The organism is Zhihengliuella flava (assembly GCF_015751895.1).
GTDB lineage: Bacteria > Actinomycetota > Actinomycetes > Actinomycetales > Micrococcaceae > Zhihengliuella > Zhihengliuella flava.
Window position 1 is genome coordinate 596,371 of sequence record NZ_JADOTZ010000001.1, and the last position, 20,732, is coordinate 617,102.

21 protein-coding genes are annotated in these 20,732 nt (G+C 67.3%); 2 read left to right on the top strand and 19 right to left on the bottom strand.

From position 1 onward, the window contains the following. Positions 1-11 precede the first annotated feature (11 nt). The 10 genes from IW252_RS02815 to modA form a co-directional block, all read right to left on the bottom strand. Positions 12-2,441 carry an ATP-binding cassette domain-containing protein gene (locus IW252_RS02815; protein ID WP_196835180.1) on the bottom strand — a complete coding sequence of 810 codons (2,430 nt, stop codon included), beginning with the start codon at positions 2,439-2,441 and terminating at the stop codon, positions 12-14. An 84-nt stretch (positions 2,442-2,525) separates the two neighbouring features. After that, a complete protein-coding gene (locus tag IW252_RS02820) occupies positions 2,526-4,838 on the bottom strand; it encodes a choice-of-anchor I family protein (RefSeq protein ID WP_196835181.1) in 2,313 nt (770 codons plus the stop codon). A gap of 160 nt (positions 4,839-4,998) precedes the next feature. Further along, positions 4,999-5,457, bottom strand: a complete 459-nt coding sequence (locus IW252_RS02825; protein WP_196835182.1) for a hypothetical protein — start codon at positions 5,455-5,457, stop codon at positions 4,999-5,001. Between the two features lie 16 nt (positions 5,458-5,473). Beyond that, positions 5,474-6,232: a 4-hydroxy-tetrahydrodipicolinate reductase gene (gene dapB / locus IW252_RS02830; RefSeq protein WP_196835183.1), complete on the bottom strand. Its 759-nt coding sequence runs from the start codon at positions 6,230-6,232 to the stop codon at positions 5,474-5,476. 10 nt (positions 6,233-6,242) lie between these two features. Further along, on the bottom strand, positions 6,243-6,710 hold the full coding sequence (locus tag IW252_RS02835; RefSeq protein ID WP_196835184.1) for a molybdenum cofactor biosynthesis protein MoaE: 468 nt from the start codon (positions 6,708-6,710) through the stop codon (positions 6,243-6,245). Next, entirely contained in the window at positions 6,700-7,212 is a 513-nt protein-coding gene (locus IW252_RS02840; RefSeq protein WP_196835185.1) for a MogA/MoaB family molybdenum cofactor biosynthesis protein, read from the bottom strand. The genes IW252_RS02835 and IW252_RS02840 overlap by 11 nt, the downstream gene beginning before the upstream one ends. Beyond that, on the bottom strand, positions 7,209-7,739 hold the full coding sequence (gene moaC / locus IW252_RS02845; protein WP_196835186.1) for a cyclic pyranopterin monophosphate synthase MoaC: 531 nt from the start codon (positions 7,737-7,739) through the stop codon (positions 7,209-7,211). The genes IW252_RS02840 and moaC overlap by 4 nt, the downstream gene beginning before the upstream one ends. Further along, the gene (locus IW252_RS02850) at positions 7,736-9,061 is read right to left on the bottom strand and encodes a molybdopterin molybdotransferase MoeA (RefSeq protein ID WP_196835187.1); all 1,326 of its coding nucleotides are present in this window, start codon (positions 9,059-9,061) and stop codon (positions 7,736-7,738) included. The genes moaC and IW252_RS02850 overlap by 4 nt, the downstream gene beginning before the upstream one ends. Before the next feature lie 33 nt (positions 9,062-9,094). Further along, on the bottom strand, positions 9,095-9,964 hold the full coding sequence (locus IW252_RS02855; protein WP_196835188.1) for a molybdate ABC transporter permease subunit: 870 nt from the start codon (positions 9,962-9,964) through the stop codon (positions 9,095-9,097). After that, on the bottom strand, positions 9,961-10,806 hold the full coding sequence (gene modA / locus IW252_RS02860) for a molybdate ABC transporter substrate-binding protein (RefSeq protein ID WP_196835189.1): 846 nt from the start codon (positions 10,804-10,806) through the stop codon (positions 9,961-9,963). Before modA ends, IW252_RS02855 begins: the two co-directional genes overlap by 4 nt. Before the next feature lie 69 nt (positions 10,807-10,875). Between modA and moaA the strand changes: the two genes are divergently transcribed. Together moaA and IW252_RS02870 are read left to right on the top strand one after the other, a co-directional pair. Further along, complete coding sequence (gene moaA, locus IW252_RS02865; protein WP_196835190.1) at positions 10,876-11,913, top strand: GTP 3',8-cyclase MoaA; 1,038 nt, start codon at positions 10,876-10,878, stop codon at positions 11,911-11,913. Positions 11,914-11,961: 48 nt separating this feature from the next. Further along, a complete protein-coding gene (locus tag IW252_RS02870; protein WP_196835191.1) occupies positions 11,962-12,231 on the top strand; it encodes a MoaD/ThiS family protein in 270 nt (89 codons plus the stop codon). A gap of 62 nt (positions 12,232-12,293) precedes the next feature. Here the strand turns inward: IW252_RS02870 and IW252_RS02875 are convergent, their stop codons facing one another. The 9 genes from IW252_RS02875 to rbfA all read right to left on the bottom strand — a co-directional run bounded on the left by IW252_RS02875 (position 12,294) and on the right by rbfA (position 20,684). Next, positions 12,294-13,628: a M16 family metallopeptidase gene (locus IW252_RS02875; RefSeq protein ID WP_196835192.1), complete on the bottom strand. Its 1,335-nt coding sequence runs from the start codon at positions 13,626-13,628 to the stop codon at positions 12,294-12,296. Positions 13,629-13,644: 16 nt separating this feature from the next. Beyond that, positions 13,645-15,870 (bottom strand): polyribonucleotide nucleotidyltransferase, encoded by a 2,226-nt coding sequence (locus IW252_RS02880; protein WP_231365878.1) that lies wholly within the window; start codon positions 15,868-15,870, stop codon positions 13,645-13,647. A gap of 322 nt (positions 15,871-16,192) precedes the next feature. Beyond that, positions 16,193-16,462 (bottom strand): 30S ribosomal protein S15, encoded by a 270-nt coding sequence (gene rpsO / locus IW252_RS02885; RefSeq protein WP_196835194.1) that lies wholly within the window; start codon positions 16,460-16,462, stop codon positions 16,193-16,195. Between the two features lie 120 nt (positions 16,463-16,582). Next, a complete protein-coding gene (locus IW252_RS02890; protein WP_196835195.1) occupies positions 16,583-17,410 on the bottom strand; it encodes a class I SAM-dependent methyltransferase in 828 nt (275 codons plus the stop codon). 17 nt (positions 17,411-17,427) lie between these two features. Continuing rightward, positions 17,428-18,387, bottom strand: coding sequence for a bifunctional riboflavin kinase/FAD synthetase (locus IW252_RS02895; protein WP_196835196.1), 960 nt, complete (start codon positions 18,385-18,387; stop codon positions 17,428-17,430). Between the two features lie 39 nt (positions 18,388-18,426). Continuing rightward, positions 18,427-18,897 (bottom strand): hypothetical protein, encoded by a 471-nt coding sequence (locus IW252_RS02900; RefSeq protein WP_196835197.1) that lies wholly within the window; start codon positions 18,895-18,897, stop codon positions 18,427-18,429. Further along, on the bottom strand, positions 18,894-19,226 hold the full coding sequence (locus tag IW252_RS02905) for a hypothetical protein (RefSeq protein WP_331271412.1): 333 nt from the start codon (positions 19,224-19,226) through the stop codon (positions 18,894-18,896). Before IW252_RS02905 ends, IW252_RS02900 begins: the two co-directional genes overlap by 4 nt. 82 nt (positions 19,227-19,308) lie before the next feature. Next, positions 19,309-20,223 carry a tRNA pseudouridine(55) synthase TruB gene (truB, locus tag IW252_RS02910; RefSeq protein ID WP_196835199.1) on the bottom strand — a complete coding sequence of 305 codons (915 nt, stop codon included), beginning with the start codon at positions 20,221-20,223 and terminating at the stop codon, positions 19,309-19,311. Further along, positions 20,220-20,684 carry a 30S ribosome-binding factor RbfA gene (gene rbfA, locus IW252_RS02915; protein ID WP_196835200.1) on the bottom strand — a complete coding sequence of 155 codons (465 nt, stop codon included), beginning with the start codon at positions 20,682-20,684 and terminating at the stop codon, positions 20,220-20,222. The genes truB and rbfA overlap by 4 nt, the downstream gene beginning before the upstream one ends. Between the last annotated feature and the right edge of the window lie 48 nt (positions 20,685-20,732).

Below are 20,732 nucleotides of genomic sequence, written 5' to 3' on the forward strand. Positions count from 1 at the left end.
CGACGAAGCGTTCACGCCTCGTGCCCCAGTGCGACGCGCAAGTACGACGCCGTCGCGCCCCGGGCGGCGCGCGCCACCTCGGCTGGCCGGCCCTCCGCAACGATGTGCCCGCCCGCGCTGCCGCCGGCTGGCCCCAGGTCGATGACCCAGTCAGCGCCCGCGACGACCTCCATGTCGTGTTCGACCACCACCACGGTGTCCCCTGCCTCGACCAGAGCGTGCAGTTGCCGCAGCAACACGTCCGTATCCGCCGGATGCAGTCCCGTGGTGGGCTCATCCAGCAAGTACAGCGTCCCGCCGCGGCGCCGCCGCTGCAGCTCTGAGGCGAGTTTGATGCGCTGGGCTTCGCCACCGGAAACCTCCGTGGCCGGCTGCCCCAACCGGAGGTAGCCTAAGCCCACCCGGCGCAGCGTTTCCAAGCTGCGGGACGCTGCGGGCAGGTCGGCGAGGAATTCCGCCGCGGCATCGACCGTGAGCTCGAGGACCTCCGCGATCGTCTTGCCGCGGTACCTCACCTCGAGTGTCTCTGGTTCGTACCGGGAACCTCCGCAGTCCGGGCACGGGCCATAACTGCCGGGCAGAAACACCAGCTCGACGGCGACGAACCCCTCGCCCTGGCAGGTTTCGCAACGGCCGCCCGCCACGTTGAACGAGAACCGGCCGGCGCCGAAGCCGCGCGCGGCCGCATCGTCCGTGTCGGCAAAGGCTCGACGCACGGCGTCGAACAGGCCGGTGTAGGTGGCGACGTTGGATCGCGGGGTGCGGCCGATCGGCTTTTGATCCACCGTGATCACGCGGTCCATACCGGAGCGCGCCGCGAGTTCGTCCACCAGCGTTGACTTGCCGGCGCCCGAGACGCCGGTCACCGCGGTCAACACCCCGAGCGGGAAACGGGCGTTCACGCCGTCAAGGTTGTGCCGCTGTAGGGCCGTGAGTTCGATCCATCCCGTCGGTTCACGCTCGGCGCTCAACCGGGGTGCCACCCGACCGGCCAGGTAGGGGCCGGTCACGGACTCGGCCACGTCAACCAGGCCTTCCGGCGGACCGCTGTAGATGACGCGGCCGCCGTGCTCACCGGCGCCCGGCCCCACGTCGACGATCCAGTCGGCCGCCGCGATGATCTGCCGATGATGTTCGACCACATACACGGTGTTGCCGGCAGCCTTGAGCTCGTCCAACACCTCGAGCAGGGCCTCGGCATCCGCCGGGTGAAGCCCCGCGGACGGTTCGTCCAAGACATACACCACGCCGAACAGCCCCGACCGTAGCTGCGTGGCGATCCGAAGGCGCTGCAGCTCGCCGGCGGACAGCGTCGGCGTCGTCCGGTCCAACCCTACGTAGCCCAACCCCAAGCGCAGCAGCACCTCGATCCGGCCGACCAGGTCGCGGCAGAGCTGCACCGCCACGTCGGTGCGCTCGCCGGTGCGGTGCCGTCGCGTCGCGGAGTCGGCACGTTCCAGTCCGGCGGTCGGCCGGAGGATGTCGATGAGGTCCTCGAGCGGCAGCGCGGACAGCTCCGCGATCGTCCGCCCGGAAAACTGCACGTCGAGGGCCGCGGCACGCAGCCCGCTCCCCGCACACGCGGGGCAGGGCTCGGTGCGCATGAAGTCCATGGCCTTGCGGCGTGCGGACTCGCTCTTGGAGTTCGCGACGACGTGTTTCACGTGGCTGCGCGCGCTGATGTAGGTGCCCTTATAGGGCCGGGCGTTGTGCTCGCGAAAGGGCACCACCTCCACCACCGGACGCTCCTCGGTCAGCAGGATCCAGTCCCGATCCGTCGCGTCCAGTTGCTCCCACGGGGTGTCGATGCTGTAGCCGAGGTGCACCAGCATGTCCAGCAAGCTTTTACCCTGCCACGCGCCCGGCCACGCGGCGATCGCCCCCTCGCGAATGGTCAGTGTTGGGTCCGGCACCAGCGATGCCGTGTCCACGGTGTGGGCCTCGCCCAACCCGTGGCACTGCGGGCACGCGCCCGCTGGGGTATTGGGCGAGAAGGCGTCCGAGTCCAGCACCTCCACTCCCTCCGGATAGGTGCCGGCGCGGGAAAAGAGCATCCGCAGCGAGTTGGACAGCGTGGTCACCGTGCCGACGGTCGAGCGCGTGCTCGCCGTGCCGCGGCGCTGCTGCAGGGCGACCGCTGGCGGCAAACCGTCAATCCGATCCACCTGGGGGTGGTGCCCCTGCTGAATGAGCCGGCGCGCGTACGGGGCCACCGACTCGAGGAAACGACGCTGAGACTCGGCGTAGAGCGTGCCGAAGGCCAACGAGGATTTTCCGGACCCCGACACCCCCGTGAACGCCACGACCGCCCCGCGCGGTACCTCGAGGTCCACATCACGCAGGTTGTTCTCTCGGGCACCGTAGACGCGGACCATGCCGTCGCTAACGGCGCAGGCGTCGTCGGTCGGTGATGGCACGGGGTGAGAGTTCTCGCTGAGCATCGGACTGACCCTATCAGCGGGGACACAGCGCACCGCCGGCGCCGCCCGCTGGTGCGGGGGCGCCGGCGACTTGATGCTCAGCGCTTAGCTGGCCTGCTCCGCGAGGTAGGCATCGAGGCGCTCCAGGAACGCCGCCATCTCACCACGCGTGGTGGACTTGCTGGCCCGGAACGTCTCATCACCGAAACCACCGGTGATGCCCGTGGACTCCAGCCACGTAATCGGCCCATAGAACGCACCGCCGGCAGCGACATCCGCAAACGGCGACTCAGCCGGGGCTTGGAAATCCATCCCCACCCCGTACACGTTCTGTGCATAGGACTGCAGGAACGCCGCCATCTGGCCGCGGGTAATCATCTCCTGAGACCCGAACCGGCCATCGGTGTACCCGGAGGTGATCCCGTTCGCCTTGGCCCAACCGACTTCCTCAGCCCAGCTATGCCCGGCCGGAATATCCGTAAAGACGTCCCCGGAACCGGCCTCAAACTCCTCACCCGCATACCGGTACAAGAAGCCCGCCATTTCCAACCGCTTCACATACTGCTGCGGACGGAACGTCCCATCGGTATAACCCGCCGTGACCCCCGAGCCATACAACCACTGAATCGACTCCTCAAACGAGGTCCCCTCCACATCCGTGAACGGGACGTCGACGGGCTCGACGGTGCCGGACTCAACGGAAATAGTGTGGATCGTCGTCGTGCCGGTGACCTCGTTGCCCACCACGAGCAACGGTTCACCATTCGGCGAGGCCGCAGCCGGAACGAAGTCTAGGCCCTCCGGGCCAAGGTCTCCCACTTGGTTGACGAGCGCTGCACGCTCTGCGTCACTGGCACCAGCGTCTTCCAGGGCCTCATACTCGTCACCGAGGTTCGTCGTGAATTCACGATTGTTCAGGTAGGACTCGTACACCGGCGCAGTGGGGTCAGTGATGTCATAAATGATGACGCCAGAGAGACGTTCAAACCCGATAAATGCGTAGGTCCTGCCCTCCAGTTCACCAATGACCAGATTCTCCGGCTCTACGCCTTTAGCGTCACTGCGGTTCTCAACCTCATTGTTGTCGTGCCCCGCATTGAAGACGAGATCGGTGGATTCGCTCAACGCGGCCGTGATCCTTTCGAAATCAGCGCCAGAGTCGAAGACCAACTGGCCAGCCGTATCGAAGATCGAGAAGGAGCGAGCGCCATAAGCATAGAGCTCGCGATAGCAGCCAGCCTCCGCGTCGAAACCCATGTCGAGAGCGACCTCAAGCCGGCCAAGCTGAGCATCATGGGTGGACTCGGCCAGCGACGCGCATACCGAACCGTGACCTGCGTCCGCGAGGTTCTTCACACGATCTCCCCCGACGAAATCGCCCCACTCCCGCATGTCCCCCTCATTGGCGGTGACGAGGTAGGTCTCGCCATCGACCTCATAGGAGTGCAGGCCGTCGGGCATGAAGAGTCCGAACAAGCCAGGGTAGGTCTCGAGGTTTACTCTCGGGGCATCTTCGGGGTCGCGATCCGACGCATCGAGTGGCACCGTACCCCAGTCCTTGGCGCCCAACGGCAGCAGATCGGTCACCGTGGCGCTGGGCAAATCGACGACGGCGATGGTGTTGTTTTCCTGCAAGGCTACGTAGGCGGTCGTTCCGCTGGTGGTGACGTACTCGGGCTCAAGATTTCGGGACACCGGGAGATCGTCCCCGTGCGGTGCCGGCCCGAAGATCCGCACGCCGTCCGGCAACTCGTCCCCCTCAAACGCATGGAAGTCGGCGGTGCTGACATCGGTCTGTGCAGGAGCGGCCAACTCCTGGGGCAGGGACACAACCCCGACGGACCCTTCGGGATCCACCGCAAAATCCTCGCTCGGCTCACCCTCATTGGCGACGACGGCGTAGCGACCGTCGTCAGAAAACGTCACCATGTCTGGCAAGGCTCCGACGGTCACCTCTCCCAAGATGGCCTGCCCCTGACTCGTGGCATCAAAAAACATCAAGCGTCCCGGAAGCGTCTTTTCCTGAGCCGGTTCGAGCGCGACGACCCCGAGGCCGTCCGAGCGAATCGCGACGGAATTGGCAATACCGTCTTCGGACGCGATGGTGAACGATAACCGCGGGGATGCCGGGTTGGACACGTCCAACACATCAATGGCTCCCTTAGCCGCATTAACCTGGAAGACACGATCGCCAAAGGCTTGAACGATTTCAGCGGCACCCTGGTCATAAATCCCCGTTTGATACGTACCCATGGGCTGTAGTTGCACCACCGCATTCGGTGCGGCATCCCGGATGGGGTCAATCAACCCGGGCGGCGCGGCTACAGCAGCAGGTGCCACAACGAGAGCAGCGAGAGACACCGTGCACGTGGCAGCGGCGAGCCGCACCCCGGATCGCGGTGTGATGAATGCAGGCATGAAGAGTCCCCACGTCGTCGATTGATGAACAAGACGTGGCCCGTACAGCCCGTTGCTGCACCGGCCACCGCGTCCTGTGTATGCAGCCAACGTGGCGAGCAAGTAACCGGCACCTTAACGCCACTGAGTGTGACATTCGAACCGGGGCTGACTCATGACCTCAGGGTGCCGGAGTGGTGGTCTCCTTGCGGTAGAGCGCGATGGCTCGCTTCATGACGGTTCGCGCGTTGCGCCGATCACCCGCGGCGTCGTAGGCCAGGGCAAGACGGTGCAGGCTGCGCCATGACTCGGGATGCGCCTCGGCCTCCTCGCGGTAGGCCACGAACGCCTCGTCGGCCGCCTCTTTGACGATCCGGCCCGAGGGCAGTTTGGGCAGGTTGTCCTCCGGCAGCAGCCCCTCGGCCTCGAGGATGTGCGCCATCTTCTGCGTCCGCGCGCCAAAGAGGAGCTCGCGAATCAGGATCCACACACCGATCACCGGCAACACCAATGCTGCCGCCCCAATGACCTTTGCCGTCGGTTCAGCGGCGGAGAGGAAACGCCACGCACTGCCGAACGCCGCCCACAGATAGAACACAAACAGCGCCAGGATGGCCCCGACCCACAATTTCGTCTTCATACAGCCTTTCTGGCCCCTAGCGACCGAGGTCCAAATAGCCGTCGAGCCCGTACGTCAGGCCCGGCCGCTGGGCCACCTTGCGGAGGCCGAGCAATACGCCGGGCATGAAAGAGGCCCGATCGTAGGAATCGTGGCGGAGCGTGAGCTGCTCCCCCGCGCTGCCCAACAGGACTTCCTGGTGAGCGACGAGCCCCCGGAGCCGCACCGAGTGCACGCGCACACCCTCCACGTCCGCCCCTCGGGCGCCGTCGAGCGCGGTTTCCGTGGCATCCGGGCTCGCACCACAGGCAGCGGCCGCGCGTTCGGCGGCGATCAATTCGGCCGTCCGCACGGCCGTCCCCGAGGGCGCGTCCACCTTATTGGGGTGGTGCAGTTCGATGATCTCCACTGACTCAAAGTATTGGGCAGCTTGGGCTGCGAACGCACTGGCGAGCACGGAGCCGAGCGCGAAATTGGGCGCGATGAGGACTCCCACCTCGGGGTGCTCAGCGAGCGCATCCGTCAGAGCGGCGCGGCGGGCCTCGGTCCAGCCGGTGGTGCCGACCACCGCGTGCAGGCCGTGCTCCACGGCGAAACGCACGTTGGCTTCGGTGGCGTCAGGAACGGTGAGGTCCACGACGTGCGTGGCCCCGGCCTTGAGCACCTGCTCGAGGGCGTCACCGCGGCCGAGTGCGGCCACGAGCTCGAGGTCTTCAGCAGCTTCGACGGCGGCCACGGCTTCCGCACCCATGCGGCCGCCCGCGCCCAATACGGCGACGGAGATTCTTTTGCTCATGCGCTCTAGGTTATCGCTGGTCCCCGATCCCCACCCATTCGGTGTCCCCATCCGTGAAGAACTGCTCCTTCCAGATCGGAGCATTAAACTTGATGGCCTCCACCACCTCGCGGCAGGCCTCGAAGGCTTCGCCGCGGTGCGCGCTGGCCGCCGCGGCAACGAGCGCGGCATCGCCCACGGAGAGCTCCCCCACCCGATGGATCGCCCACAGGCGGGCCCCCGGGTGCCGCGCGGCGACCTCTTGTGCGAGCTCACGAATCCGCGCATCCGCCGTCGGGTGACCCGAATACACCAGCCGGGTGACGCCTCGGCCGCCGTCGTGATTGCGGACGACCCCGCCAAACGTGACGACGGCGCCCGTCGCCTCCGTTTCGACCGCGTCCCACGCGGTGGCTTGGTCGATGGGCTCGGCGCTGACGCCGGCGCGGACGACGACGCCCGGAGACTCTGCGGGCGTCTGAGCGGGACTAGTGGGCATGGCTGCCCTCCAATTGAGCGCAGATATGGTCGATCAGTGGGGCGAGCACGGACAGCGCGTCCATCACACCGGAGGGCGAACCGGGCAGATTCACGATGAAGGTTCCGGGCCCCTCCGGGCCGGTCACGACGCCCGCGTGGCCTCGAGACAGCGCGGCGAAGGGCGTTTTGGCGAGCCCGGCCGCACGAATGGCTTCCATGACGCCGGGGACGTGGCGCGTCAGCAGTGGAGCGGTCATCTCTGGAGTTTGGTCATCGGCGGAGAGGCCCGTTCCCCCGCTGGTGAGAATGACGCGCGGTGTGAGGGCGAGGAGTGCCTTGAGTCCGGAGGCCACGGGTGCTCCGTCGGGAACGATCACTGGGTTCACGACGTCGAACCCATGATCATCCAACCAGTCCGTCAGCACGGGCGCCGTTCGGTCCTCGTACACCCCGGTGGCCGCGCGAGTGGAAGCGATGAGCACGGCGGCGCTACGAGCCGGACGAGGTTCACAGGCACTCATGCGTCATCGCCTCCGGCGGTGGCCGCGTCGCGCGTGTCCCAGTCACCCGATTTTCCGCCGGATTTGGCGAGCACCCGGGTGGCATCGATCACGGCGTGCTTGTCCACCGCCTTGATCATGTCGTACACCGTCAGTGCGGCGACGGAAACGGCGGTCAGCGCCTCCATTTCCACCCCGGTCACGCCGCGGGTTTTCACCGTGGCCTCCACGGCGAGCGCAGCGTCATCCCCCGTGACGGGCGCGAAATCTACAGTGACCTTGGAGAGCGGGAGCGGGTGGCACAGGGGCACCAACTCCGGGGTCTTCTTGGCCGCCATGATGCCGGCTACCCGCGCCACGGCCAGCGCATCCCCCTTCGGCAGCGTGCCGTCGAGCAGTTGCGCCAACACCTCTGGCCGGGTGCGCACGACGGCGGCCGCGGTGGCCGTGCGAGTCGAGACGTCCTTAGTCGAAACATCCACCATGTGCGCAGTGCCATCCGCGCGGACGTGTGTCAGCGACGGGGAGTGTTGTTCGGTCACGTTCATTCTCCGATCACCAGGGTGTCTACCATCGCGCCGGAGCCTACGTGCGTGGTCGATTCTTCGACCAGCACGAGGGCGTTCGCAGCGGCGAGCGGGTACATCAAATGGGAGCCAGGGCCGCCGAGCAGCTCGACGCTCGGCAGTTCCGCCGGGTCGGCTGCGACGTCGGTCAGGCGGGCCCGGCGCAGTTGCAGCTTACCGGGCGGGCTGTCCGTCTCCGCCTTCAGGCGGGCGCGTTGCCGGCGGCGGGGCGCCGCACCGAAGCGTTCGGCGAGGACGGGGCGGACGAACATCTCAAAGCTGACATAGGAGCTGACGGGGTTGCCCGGAAAGGCGACGACCGGCACGCCATGCCCGTCGAGTTCGATGACCCCCGCGCCTTGCGGCCCGCCGGGCTGCATCGCCACCGCCCCAAACTCGACGCCCGCCTCGGCGAGGGCGAGCTTGACCACCTCGTACGCGCCGGCGCTGATGCCACCACTGGTGAGAATGAGGTCCGGTGTGTGACGACGGGCGGCCTCGCCGAGCTGGGCCCAGAACACCTCCGGTGCGTCGCTGGTCACCCGCAGACCGACGGCCTCCGCCCCGGCCTCGGCGAGCGCTGCGACGAGCATCGCACTATTGGATTCGTAAATCTGCCCGGGCGCGAGCCCCTGCTCCGGCGCCGTGCCCGGGTCCACAATCTCCTCGCCCGTCGCGATCACGAGCGCGCGGAGCGGGGCCACGACCGGCAGCTCGGTGAGGCCTAACGCCGCCGCCAACCCGACGTGACGGGCCGACACGCGCTCTCCAGCGGCCATGACCCGCGCGCCCACTCCGACGTCCGACCCGGCACGACGCACGTACTGGCCGGCTCCACTGGCGCCCACTGAGCCGATCCCCGGGAGACTGACCCGCGACCCGGCGTCGTACTCCACGCCGACGTCCACGACGAAGGCGGGAAACGTCTCCGGAACGGCCGCCTCGATGGGGACCACGAGCTCGGCACCGTCCGGCAACGCGGCGCCGGTCATGATGGGTGCGGCCGTCCCTGGCGCCAGAGGCGCCGGGTCGGTGCCCGCAGCGATGGGCCGCGCGACCGCCAGACCGACGCGCGCGCCGGCCTCGCTCGACGCGAGATCGGCCGCACGCACGGCATACCCGTCCATCTGCGAATTATCGAACGGCGGTAGGTCGATGGGTGCCGCAACATCCTCTGCCAAGACCCTGCCGAGTGCGGCCCGAAGGGGCAGCGTCTCGGAGCGTGCCGCGACGCGCCCCATGAGCTCCGCCACCGCGGCGCGGTGCTCGGTGACGCTGCGCCGGAAACGGGAGACCTCCGTCATGCTTTCCTGCCCTTCATACGTCCATCGTAGGGGTCACGGCGCGTCGGCGCGGGCCCGCGTGGGCTCCGCCCGCCGGGACAGCCTCCACGCCATCCAGGCAGCGCCGGCGATCACCAGCAGATAAAACCCGATGAGAAGCAAGGCGAGCCCCAGGGCCGCTGTGGGATCGGACGAATTGAAGGCCAAGTCAATCTGGAGCGGAATCGTGCGGGTCGCCCCCGCAACCGATCCGGCGAAAGTCACCGTGGCGCCGTACTCGCCGAGCGCACGGGCGAACGCCAGCAGCGTCCCGAGAGCGATACCCGGGGCGGCCAAGGGCAGGGTCACGTACCGCAGCACCTGAGTCGCCGACCCGCCCGCATTCACGGCGGCCAGCTCGAGATCCTGATCCACACCCTCCACGCTCGACAACGCGGCGACGGTGAGGAACGGCAGAGCCACGAAGACTTGAACAATGACGACGGCGGCAGGCGTGTACGCCACCGTCAGGCCCATTGATTCCAAGAGGCCGCCCAGAGCGCCGCGCCCACCCCAGAGATACAGCAGCGCCAAGCCGGACACGACGGGCGACAGTACCAGAGGCACGATCAGTACCAATCGCATGGCGGCGACGCCCCACGCGCGCCGGCCCGGCCCGCGCCAGCGGTGGAGCAGGATGGCGAGCGGCAGGCCGAGCAGCAAGCAGATCAGGGTCGAGACGCCCGAGGTCGTTAACGACAAGAGGACCGCGTCGCGGGCTCCCGGTGCGGCCAGCGCGCCCCACAACGCGTCCGGCTCCGTGGCGGCGACGAGCGCCACGAGGGGGGCCGCCAGAACGGCCAGCGCCACCGCCGTCGGCACCCATAGCCAGCCCGGGGTGATGCTGCGCAGGAGGCGGGGCGAGGCGGATTCGTGAGCGCTCATGGGCCGTCCTCCCCCGCTGCCGCGTCGGGTACCTCAAATCCGGCGGAGGCGAGGAGGTCTTGTGCTGGTTCTGTCATGAGCCACCGGGCAAAGTCGGCACCGGGCGCTTCGGCAGCAGCGGAGGCGGGCACCAGCACGGGGTACTCGTTCACGGGGGCGTCGAGCGGCACCGCGTTAAGCTGGGGCGCGGCCGCGGCGTCCGTGGTGTACACGAACCCGGCCTCCGCTTGCCCCTCGGACACCTTCGTCAAAACTTGCCGGACGTTAGATTCCAGGCTGGCGTCCTCGCGGATGGACTCGGCCTCGTGATCTTGAAGCCACGCGTGAGCAGCACGTCCGCAGGGTACGTCGGGAGCACACAGCGCCACTGTGATGTCAGGGAGCCACGCCGCCAACGCCGCATCGGCTCCCTCCGCTGCGGCGCCCTCGACGCCTGCCGGAAGCGCGGTGGATTCACTGGTGACCAGCATCAATCCGTTTTCTGCCACGGTGCCGAGGCGTTCATACCCCGTCCCGGGGTCTAGGGCCTCCAGCGCGGCGACGTCCGCCGTCACCAAGACGTCGGCGCGGTGCCCCGCATTGACCTGCTGGACGAGCCGCGCCGAGGACGCCAACGTCAGGGTGATCTCTGTGCCCGGGTGCGTCGATTGGTACGCCTCGATGAGCTCGGGGGCCACGTCAGTAAAAGAGGCTGGCGCGGCAAAAACCACGGGTGACTCGTCGACGGCGCACCCGGCGAGGCCTAGGGTCCCGGCGATGACGACGGCGGCGGACGCGAGGCCGCGCAGTGCCCCGTGGGACGTCACAGCACGGACGGAACGGGGGCGGTGAACGACACGCATACCGGCGAGTCTAGCCCCGGACGACGTGCACCCTTATACATCGCCAGCCGAAGTGACTACGCTTGAGGGATGGAACGCCAGCAGCTAGGACTGATCGACCGGTTCGGTCGCGTCGCGACCGATCTGCGCATCTCCCTGATTGACAAGTGCAACCTGCGCTGTACCTACTGCATGCCTGCTGACGGCATGGCGTGGCTCCCGAAGGACAAGCTGATGCGGGCCGACGAGATCCAACGCCTGGTCCGCATTGGTGTGCGTGATTTGGGGGTTCGCGAGCTGCGTCTGACGGGCGGTGAACCGTTGGTGCGCGTCGACCTTGTCGACATCATCGCCGGGATCCGCGACGAACACCCGGACCTGCCCATCTCCATGACCACCAACGCGGTGGGACTCGAGAAGAAGGCCGAAGCCCTAGCCCACGCCGGGCTGAGCCGCATCAACGTCTCCCTCGACACCCTGCATGCCCAAACGTTCAAGCAGTTGGCTCGCCGGGACCGGCTGGAGGGGACCCTCGCCGGCATCGCCGCCGCCGACGCCGCAGGGCTCACCCCCCTGAAGATCAACGCCGTGCTCATGCGTGGGGTTAACGATGATCAGGCGCCGGAACTGCTGGATTGGTCCCTACGCCGCGGCTACGAGCTCCGCTTCATCGAGCAGATGCCGCTCGACGCTGATCACGGCTGGCGCAAGGACAATATGGTCACCTCAGCCGAGATCCGTGCCTCCCTCGATAACGAATTCATCCTCACTCAGGATCCGCGGGCTCGCGACGGCGCCCCCGCCGAACGCTTTCAGGTGGCCCGGCGTACCGCGCCCGGACACCTTGCGGGCACCGTGGGCATCATTGCCTCCGTCACCGAGCCGTTCTGCACGGACTGTCGCCGCACCCGGATCACCGCCGAGGGACGCATCATGGCCTGCCTGTTCTCCCGGACCGAAACCGACTTGATGGACCTCCTGCGCGCCGATGCGAGCGATGCGGAGATCGCCGAGCGCTGGCGGGGCGCCATGTGGGGTAAACCGCGCGCCCACGGCATGGGTCACCCGGGGTTGGGCGACGACGACTTCGTCCAACCTGACCGCACCATGAGCGCCATTGGCGGCTGACGGCGGGCCGAGCGGCCCCACGACCTCGTACGAGCAAGGAACTTTGTCATGCTGATCCGCTATTTTGCCGCGGCCTCGGCCGCCGCGGGATGCGCCGAGGAAAAATTTGACGACGTGGCACCGCCTGTCACGCTCGGCGAACTACTCGACGCCGCTGTGGCTCGCCACCCCGCGGAGGCCGGCTCCGCCGTGCCCTCGCTCGAACGCGTCATCTCCCGATCGACGTTCCTCATCAACGAGGTCTCCGTCCGGGACCGGTCCCGCGCGCTGGCCGCGGGCGACGTCGTCGATATCCTGCCGCCGTTCGCCGGCGGATAAGCCCTGAAACAGCAGGAGGCGGGCGGAGCTGCGATGCGCCGCCCGCCTCAGCCGCAACGTCGCTAGGCGAGGCCCAATTCCGCGGCGTCGGTGAAGGGACCGACCACGGTCACGGTGCGGCGTCGGCCGGCCAGCTCCGCCGCCAACTGCTGGACCTTCGCGGCCGTCACCGCACGGATCTTCTCCAAGGTCGTGTCGATGTCTTGGAAGTGACCCGTGACCAATTCAGCCCGCCCCAGCCTGGACATCCGTGATCCCGGATCCTCGAGGGCGAGGACGAGGCCGCCGGACAGCTGGCCGATGGCCCGCGCCAGCTCCGCCTCGGTGATGCCTTCGACCGCCAGCAATTCGAGCTGTTCGGCCATAAGCTGCACCACCTGTGCCGCCTTGGCGGGCGAGCAACCGGCGTACATCCCGAAGTACCCGGCGTCAGAATAGGCCGCCGAAAACGAGTAGGTCGAGTACGCGAGGCCACGCTTCTCACGGATCTCTTGGAAGAGGCGCGAGGACATGCTGCCGCCGAGAACCGCGTTGAGCACGCTCATGGTCTGCCGGCGCTCGTCCGTTGCAATGAGGCCGGGGCACCCCATGATGATGTGGGCCTGCTCCACCGGCCGATGGACGACGTCGACCCGCTGCTGTCCCTCAATGATGGCGGGCTCGTGCGCTCGCCGCTCAACCGGCTGGGCGCCCTCGGCCAGTGTCCACCCCGCCTGTTCGAGCGCCGCCATGACCTGTTCGCACACCGTCGCGTGGTCCAGGGAACCGACGGCGGTCACCACGATTTCTTCCGGGCGGTAGTAGCGCTCGTAGTGCTCGAGCACGGAGTCGCGCGTAATCCCGTGAATCGCCTCCGGGGTGCCCCCGATCGGGCGGCCCAGCGGGTGATCCCCCAAGACCGCCTCGACGAAGCGCTCGTGGGCCACGTCGGCCGGATCGTCGGCATCCATCGCGAGCTCTTCGAGGATGACGCCGCGTTCCTGTTCCAGCTCGTCAGGATCGAGCACAGCCGAGGTCACCATGTCAGCGATGACGTCGATCGCCAGCGGGAGGTCCGTGTCCAGCACGCGTGCGTAGTAGCAGGTGCTTTCCTTGGCCGTCGCCGCGTTGGACTCGCCGCCTACCTCGTCAAAGGCCGAGGCGATGTCCATGGCGTCTCGACGGCGTGTTCCCTTGAAGAGCAGATGCTCGAGGAAGTGGGTGGAGCCATAGGTGCCAGCAGACTCATCTCGCGAGCCGACACCGACCCAAAAGCCGATCGTCGCCGAGCGCTGGGCGGGCATTGATTCGGTCAGCACACGCACCCCGCCGGGGAGGACGGAACGGCGCACTTCGGCGCCGCCGGCCTCCCCGGCGAGCAAGACGGTGCCTGATCCGTCAAGCGGAATCAGAGCCATCTGTGTGTGACGAGCCTTACTCGGAGGACTCGGAGGACTCGTCCTCCGCGACCACCGGGGTCAGGGAAAGCTTGCCGCGGTCGTCGACCTTGGTCAGCTCAACCTGCAGCTTCTGGCCCACGGAGACGACGTCTTCGACGTTGTCCACGCGCTTGCCGCCAGCCAGCTTGCGCAGCTCCGAGATGTGGAGCAGGCCGTCCTTGCCCGGCATGAGCGAGACGAACGCGCCGAACGTGGTCAGCTTGACCACGGTGCCAAGGTAGCGCTCCCCCACCTCGGGGACCTGCGGGTTGGCGATCGCGTTGATCGCCGAACGCGCGGCCTCGGCGGACTCGCCATCGGTGGCGCCAATCAGCACGGTGCCATCGTCCTCGATGGAGATATCCGCTCCGGTATCTTCCTGAATCTGGTTGATCATCTTGCCCTTCGGGCCGATGACCTCGCCGATCTTGTCCACCGGGATCTTCACCGAGATGATGCGCGGGGCGTACTCGCTCATCTCATCCGGGGCATCAATCGCGGCGTTGAGAACATCCAGGATGTGCAGGCGGGCCTCGCGGGCCTGCTTCAGCGCTGCGGCCAAAACGGACGCCGGGATCCCGTCGAGCTTGGTATCCAGCTGGATGGCCGTGACGAACTCGGACGTACCGGCAACCTTGAAGTCCATGTCACCCATGGCATCTTCGGCCCCCAGGATGTCGGTCAGCGCCGCGTAGCGGGTCTCGCCGTCGACCTGGTCGGACACCAAGCCCATCGCAATGCCGGCCACGGGCGCCTTCAGCGGAACACCAGCGTTGAGCATCGACAACGTCGAGGCGCAGACGGAGCCCATCGACGTCGAGCCGTTGGAGCCCAGGGCCTCGGAGACCTGACGGATCGCGTACGGGAACTCCTCGCGGCTGGGCAGGACGGGCACGAGCGCGCGCTCGGCCAGGGCGCCGTGGCCGATCTCGCGACGCTTCGGCGAACCGACGCGGCCGGTCTCGCCCGTGGAGTAGGGCGGGAAGTTGTAGTTGTGCATGTAGCGCTTCGACTTCACCGGGGACAGCGAGTCGATCTGCTGCTCCATCTTGAGCATGTTCAGCGTGGTGACGCCCATGATCTGCGTCTCGCCGCGCTCGAAGATGGCGGAGCCGTGCACGCGCGGCAGGACCTCCACCTCGGCGGTGAGCTGACGGATGTCCGTCAGGCCACGGCCGTCGATGCGCAGCTGCTCCGTGAGGATGCGCTGACGGACGACGTGCTTGGTCACGGCGCCGAACGCCTTGGCGACCTCGCCGCCACGGCCCTCGAGCTTCTGGCCCTCGCCGGCCAGTGCTTCCACGACGTCGTCACGGTAGGCACTCGCGGCGTTGTCGCGATCCTGCTTGTCGGCGATGGAGAAAATCTCGGTCAGCTTGGAGGTCGCCTCGGACTCGACGGCGGCGTACACGTCGTCCTCGAAGTCCTTGAAGAGCGGGAACTCCACCGTCTCCTTGGCGGCACGGGAGGCCAAATCGGCCTGCGCCTCGCAGAGGACCTTGATGAACGGCTTGGCGGCCTCGAGACCCTCGGCGACGATCTCCTCGGTCGGCGCGGTCGCGCCGCGCTCCTTGATGAGGTTCCACGCGTTGTCGGTGGCCTCGGCCTCGACCATCATGATGGCGATGTCGTCCTCGGTCTGGCGACCGGCGACGACCATGGAGAACACCGCGTCCTCGAGCTGGCTGTGCTTGGGGAACGCGACCCACTGCGGCTGGCCGGCACCGTCGTCCACGAGCGCGACGCGCACGCCACCGATCGGGCCGGAGAAGGGCAGGCCGGAGAGCTGGGTGGACATGGACGAGGCGTTGATGGCCACGACGTCGTACAGGTCATCCGGGTTGATGGACAGCACGGTGACGACCACCTGGACCTCGTTGCGCAGGCCCTTGACAAAGGCCGGGCGCAGCGGGCGGTCCATGAGGCGACACGCCAGGATGGCCTCCGTGGAGGGGCGGCCTTCGCGGCGGAAGAAGCTGCCCGGGATGCGGCCGGCAGCGTACATGCGCTCCTCGACGTCCACGGTCAGCGGGAAGAAGTCGAATCCCTCGCGCGGGTGCTTGCCGGCCGTGGTGGCCGAGAGCATCGAGGTGTCCTCGTCGATGAGTACGAGGGCCGAGCCGGCTGCCTGCTTGGCCATACGGCCGGTCTCGAATCGAATGGTGCGGGTACCAAAGCGGCCGTTATCAATGACCGCTTCGGAGAATTGAAGTTCAGACAAAGCGTCTACTCCGTTTCTGGTTGGACGGATCCACCGCCGCCGCATCGATGCTCCGCACCCGCCGGCGCTTGGCGCCGTCGGATCAAGAGTGCACCCGGTCTTCGATCGAGGCCCACGGCTTCCGCGCGCAGCGGATCCGTAAACCACTACCGAGGACCGCGAATGCCGATGTCTGGGCCGCGAGGTCCGCAGTGATGTGAAACTTATTCAGTTGGTCGGGGGAAACTCCCCCAGTACAGACTAAAGGCGGCGAGTCGAACAGGAAAACATCCGGTTCGATTCGCCGCCTTCCGTGTCCCGCCCGAAGGCGATACGCGAAGCCTTACTTACGCAGGCCGAGGCGCTCGATGAGCGAGCGGTAGCGCGTGATATCCACGCGCTTCAGGTAGGTCAGCATGCGACGACGGCGACCAACCAGGGCCATCAGGCCGCGGCGGGTGTGGTGATCGTGCTTGTGCTCCTTGAGGTGCTCGGTCAGGTCCGAGATCCGGCGGGTCATCACAGCGATCTGCACCTCAGGCGAACCGGTGTCGCCCTCGTGGGTAGCGTATTCGTTGATGATCTGCGTCTTCACAGCGGCGTCAAGAGCCACAATAAACTCCTCGAGTTGTACCGCGAACAGGAAACACGCCCTCACGGACGCCAGCGCCCTCCACCGCGGACTGCAGGGGGCACCAACGACGATTCTATCACCGATCAATCCCCGGGAGGGTCACGCCGATGCCCCGCGCCCAGTGAGCTCGGCCCGCCACGCGTGCGTGAAATACGGGAGCGTCAGCCCGGCTCCGGCGTCGTACTCCAAGTGCTCATAAAGGTACCAACGCAAGTTTTTCTCCACCGTGGCGCGGGTGGACTCCGCGGCACGCAGGTAGTAAGCCCGGGACCGGGCGAGTTCGATGAGGAACTCGGGCGTGACCTCCTGCCCCCAGTGCTCTTCGTGCCGACTCCACGGGCCGAATCCCTCCCCCTTGACCGGTTCGAACTCCGGCCGATGCACGTCCCCGGCGTGCATGATGCGGGCCAATCGATGCACCCACGGCACGGTCACGTCCAGCTGATTCCACACTAATCCGAGGGCAGCCGCGCCCCGGTTGGCCGCGGGCCGCAGCAGACGGCGGGCCTCGGCCGTGGCCGCCACCGGGTCCACCCAGTGCCACGCTTGGGCGCAGAGGACGACGTCGCAGCTCGCCGCAGGCAGCCCGGTCGCCTCTGCGGTGGCCTGGACCGCGGGCACCGCCGGAAGCTTTCGCCGCAACGCGTCGAGCATGTCAGCCGAGGGGTCAACGGCACTCACGTGGGCCCCGCGCGAGACGAGGTCCTTGGTCAGCAAGCCGGTACCGGCGCCGGTCTCGACCACCCGAAGACCCCGTGCTGCGGCGGGTGAACCGGAGGCTCCGAGCAGAAAGTCCACGGCGGCCGCGGGATAACCAGGACGGACGGCGTCGTACTGTTCCCCGCCCACCGCAAACGCGCCGCCGTGCTCGCGGCGGGCCTTGGGCGCCTTCGAGGGCAGGTTGGGCCGCGGCCGGTGCGTGGTCATGGATGCGCTGCGCGGGCTCAGGTGTTCGCCGTGTCCTGCGCGAGCACGGCCCGGGCACGGTCCACGTCGTCATTCATCTGCTCGATCAGTGCTTCCACCCCGTGGTAAGCAACCATGGGGCGCAGGCGCGCGATGAATTCAACGAGGACGTCCTGCCCGTAGAGATCGAAATCTTCCACTGATTCCTCGGGACGGTCGATCACGTGGGACTCGACCTGACGGGAGACGCCGTCGAACGTCGGATTAGAACCCACGGAAATGGCGGCGGGCCAGCGCGTTCCGCCGTGATCGAGAAGCCATCCCGCGTAGACGCCATCGGCCGGGATCACACCCGTCGCGTCAGCGGAGAGGTTCGCCGTCGGGAACCCCAGTTCACGGCCGCGGGCGGCCCCGTGGACCACCTCGCCGCGCATGCGGTGCGGCCGGCCCAAGATCTCCGCCGCGGTGTCGACATCTCCTCCGGCGAGGGCCTCGCGAATCCACGTTGAAGACCACCGGCGGTCATGCCCGGCGTCGTCGATCCCGATCACCTCAAACCCGTGCTGGGCGCCAAGCTCCGTCATGGTGTCAAAGTCTCCGGCGTTGCCGCGCCCGAAGCGCACGTCGTGACCGATGACCACGGCGCACGCGCCAAGCCGCTCGACGATCACGGAGCGGACAAACTCGTCCGGGCTCTGCTGCGCGAAGTCGAGTGTGTAGTGGATCGTGACCAGCGCATCAACGCCCGACGCAGCGATCAACGCGGCCCGGTCCTCGGCCCCAGTAATCAGTTCCAGCTCAACGTCCGGTCGATGCACGCGGCGCGGGTGAGGGTCAAAGGTCACCACCACCGCGCGGGCGTTCCTGCTGCGCGCTTCGGCGACGAGCTGGGCGAGCACGGCGATATGGCCGCGGTGGACGCCGTCGAAATTTCCGATCGTCACCACGGCAGGACCAAACTCCGCCGGGACGGCGTCCAAGCCGCTGAAGTGCTGCACGTTGCTCCTTTGACGTTCCTCAGGCACGCTCTGGTGCCCTTAAGACTGTAATACGTCTGCGGCGGAATCCTGCCGCGGCCGGTGCCGCCAAAGCCACCACAGACCCAGGAGTGGCAAGAGCAGCGGAATGTATCCGTACCCGCTGCCGAAATGGGACCACACGGCCGGATGGGCGAACAGTTGCGGCGCGGCGAAGCTCAGCGTGCCCACCACGAGCACGCCGACCAGCTCGAACAACACGGCGCCCAGTGAAAGCGCCCAACCGCCCCTACGCCGCGTGGCGAGGGAAATCGTCGCCACGATATAGACGACGGCCGCAAGCGCCGAGAGCAAGTAGGCCAGCGGAGCCGCGCTGAAGTCGGTGGCGATCTGGTAAGCCGCCCGGGCCGTGGCCGACAGGGCAAAGACGCCGTACACGGCCACAATGATGCGGCCTAAGCCGGTGTGCCGGGACGTCGTGCGTGGCTGGTGCGCGCCGCCGGTCGAGGCCGAGGTGTTCCGGGGGCTCATGCGAAGATCCCTCCGTGCCAGATCTGTTCCATACGGACCAGCATGACGGCAACGGTGGCTCCAACGGCCGCGAGGACCACGTTCGACCACCGAGTTTTATCCGTCACCGCCCACCAAAACGCGATGATCGGGATGATGAACGCGGTGAGGACGTACCCCCAGAACTCCCATCCTGCTCCGACGAGCGAGTCTCCTCCCAGTTGCCGCACCCCAGCGACGGCCGCGTACACCACGAGCAAGAGCTCGACCGCAGCGACGGAAATGATCGCCACGTCATCCGGATAGTCATGGATGAACGCTGCCACCAAGCAGATGAGGAAAGAGGCCACGCACACGATGGTGGCAACAATAAAAAGACCGGAGGCGATCACGGTGCGGTGTTCAGCTCGCTTTCGTTATCAGGGCGCCGCACTAGTTGGCGGCGAAGACGATCTCCGGGCGGGCTACGCCGCCCTTATTCTTCAAGAGGGCGACGACGGTCCCGGACGGCGCAACGGCCGCGTGAATATCCTCGGTGGCGTTCTCTTCGACGCGGCGACCGAAGGAGAGCTCCGTGGCCTCACGGTCCGTCAGGAGGCGGTTCGGGAAGAGGGCTCTCGCCGCCGCGTCGAGCTCAAGCAGCCCGAATTCATCCGCCAGCTCGTCGAGCGTGCGTGCCACGTCAAGACCGTACGGTCCCACCCGCGTGCGGCGCAGCGCGGTGAGGTGCCCGCCGACGTGAAGCGCGGCGCCGAGGTCCCGGGCCAGCGCGCGAATATACGTTCCCGAGCTGCAGTCCACGGTGACATCCACGTCGATGATCTTGCCGCCCTGCAGGCGGCGCACGTCGCGAATATCGAACCGCCCGACGCGCACGGGGCGCGCCTCCAGCTCCACGTTCTCCCCCTTGCGCACGCGCGCATAGGAGCGTTCGCCGGCGACCTTGATGGCGCTGACGGCCGAGGGAACTTGCATGATGTCGCCCGTCAGCTGGCCCACAGCGTCTGCCACGGCCTCTTCCGTCACGGTGGCCGCGATGGTGTGCTCGAGGATCTCGCCCTCGGCGTCGTCCGTGACGGTGCTTTGGCCGAGCCGGATCGTCGCCTCGTACGTCTTGTCGACCCCCACAATGTACGTCAGGAGCCGGGTGGCCTTATTGACACCGACCACCAAGACTCCGGTGGCCATGGGGTCTAGTGTGCCCGCGTGACCCACCTTGCGGGTGCCAGCCAGACGGCGCATGCGCCCGACGACGTCGTGACTCGTCCATCCCGCAGGCTTATCGACGATGACGAGGCCGGACGCGCTCGTCGGCCCGGCCTGGTCTGCGGATGACCGGGGACTCACGCCCGGGGCTCCTCGCCCGTCTGCTCGTCAGACTCGTCCTCGTCGGCCACCTTCTTGTAAGGATCGGCCTCGCCGGCATAGGCGGCCCCCTCGGCCAGCGCCGCGACCTCCGCGTCTCGTGCCTTGGCCGCGCGGAGCACCTCCTCGAGATGGGAGGCGTTGACGGGGACCTCGTCCGGGACGAAGTCGAGGGTTGGCGTCAAGCGAATCGTGAGGTTCTTGCCGACCTCCTTGCGCAGCACGCCGCGCGCCTTCTCCAGGCCCTGGGCGGCCGCCGCTTTCGCTTCGTCGTCGCCAAAGACGGTGTAGTAGACCGTGGCCTGCTGCAGGTCCGCGGTGACCCGAGCGTCGGTCACCGTCACCGGTTCGACGCGCGGATCCTTGACGACGCGGCCCAGCGCTTGGGCGACAACGACTTTGATGCGCTGCGCAAGGCGTGCTGCGCGTGCCTGATCAGCCATGATGGCCTCCTTTGAAATTCTCCTGCTGAGAAAAATCTATCAATGAGC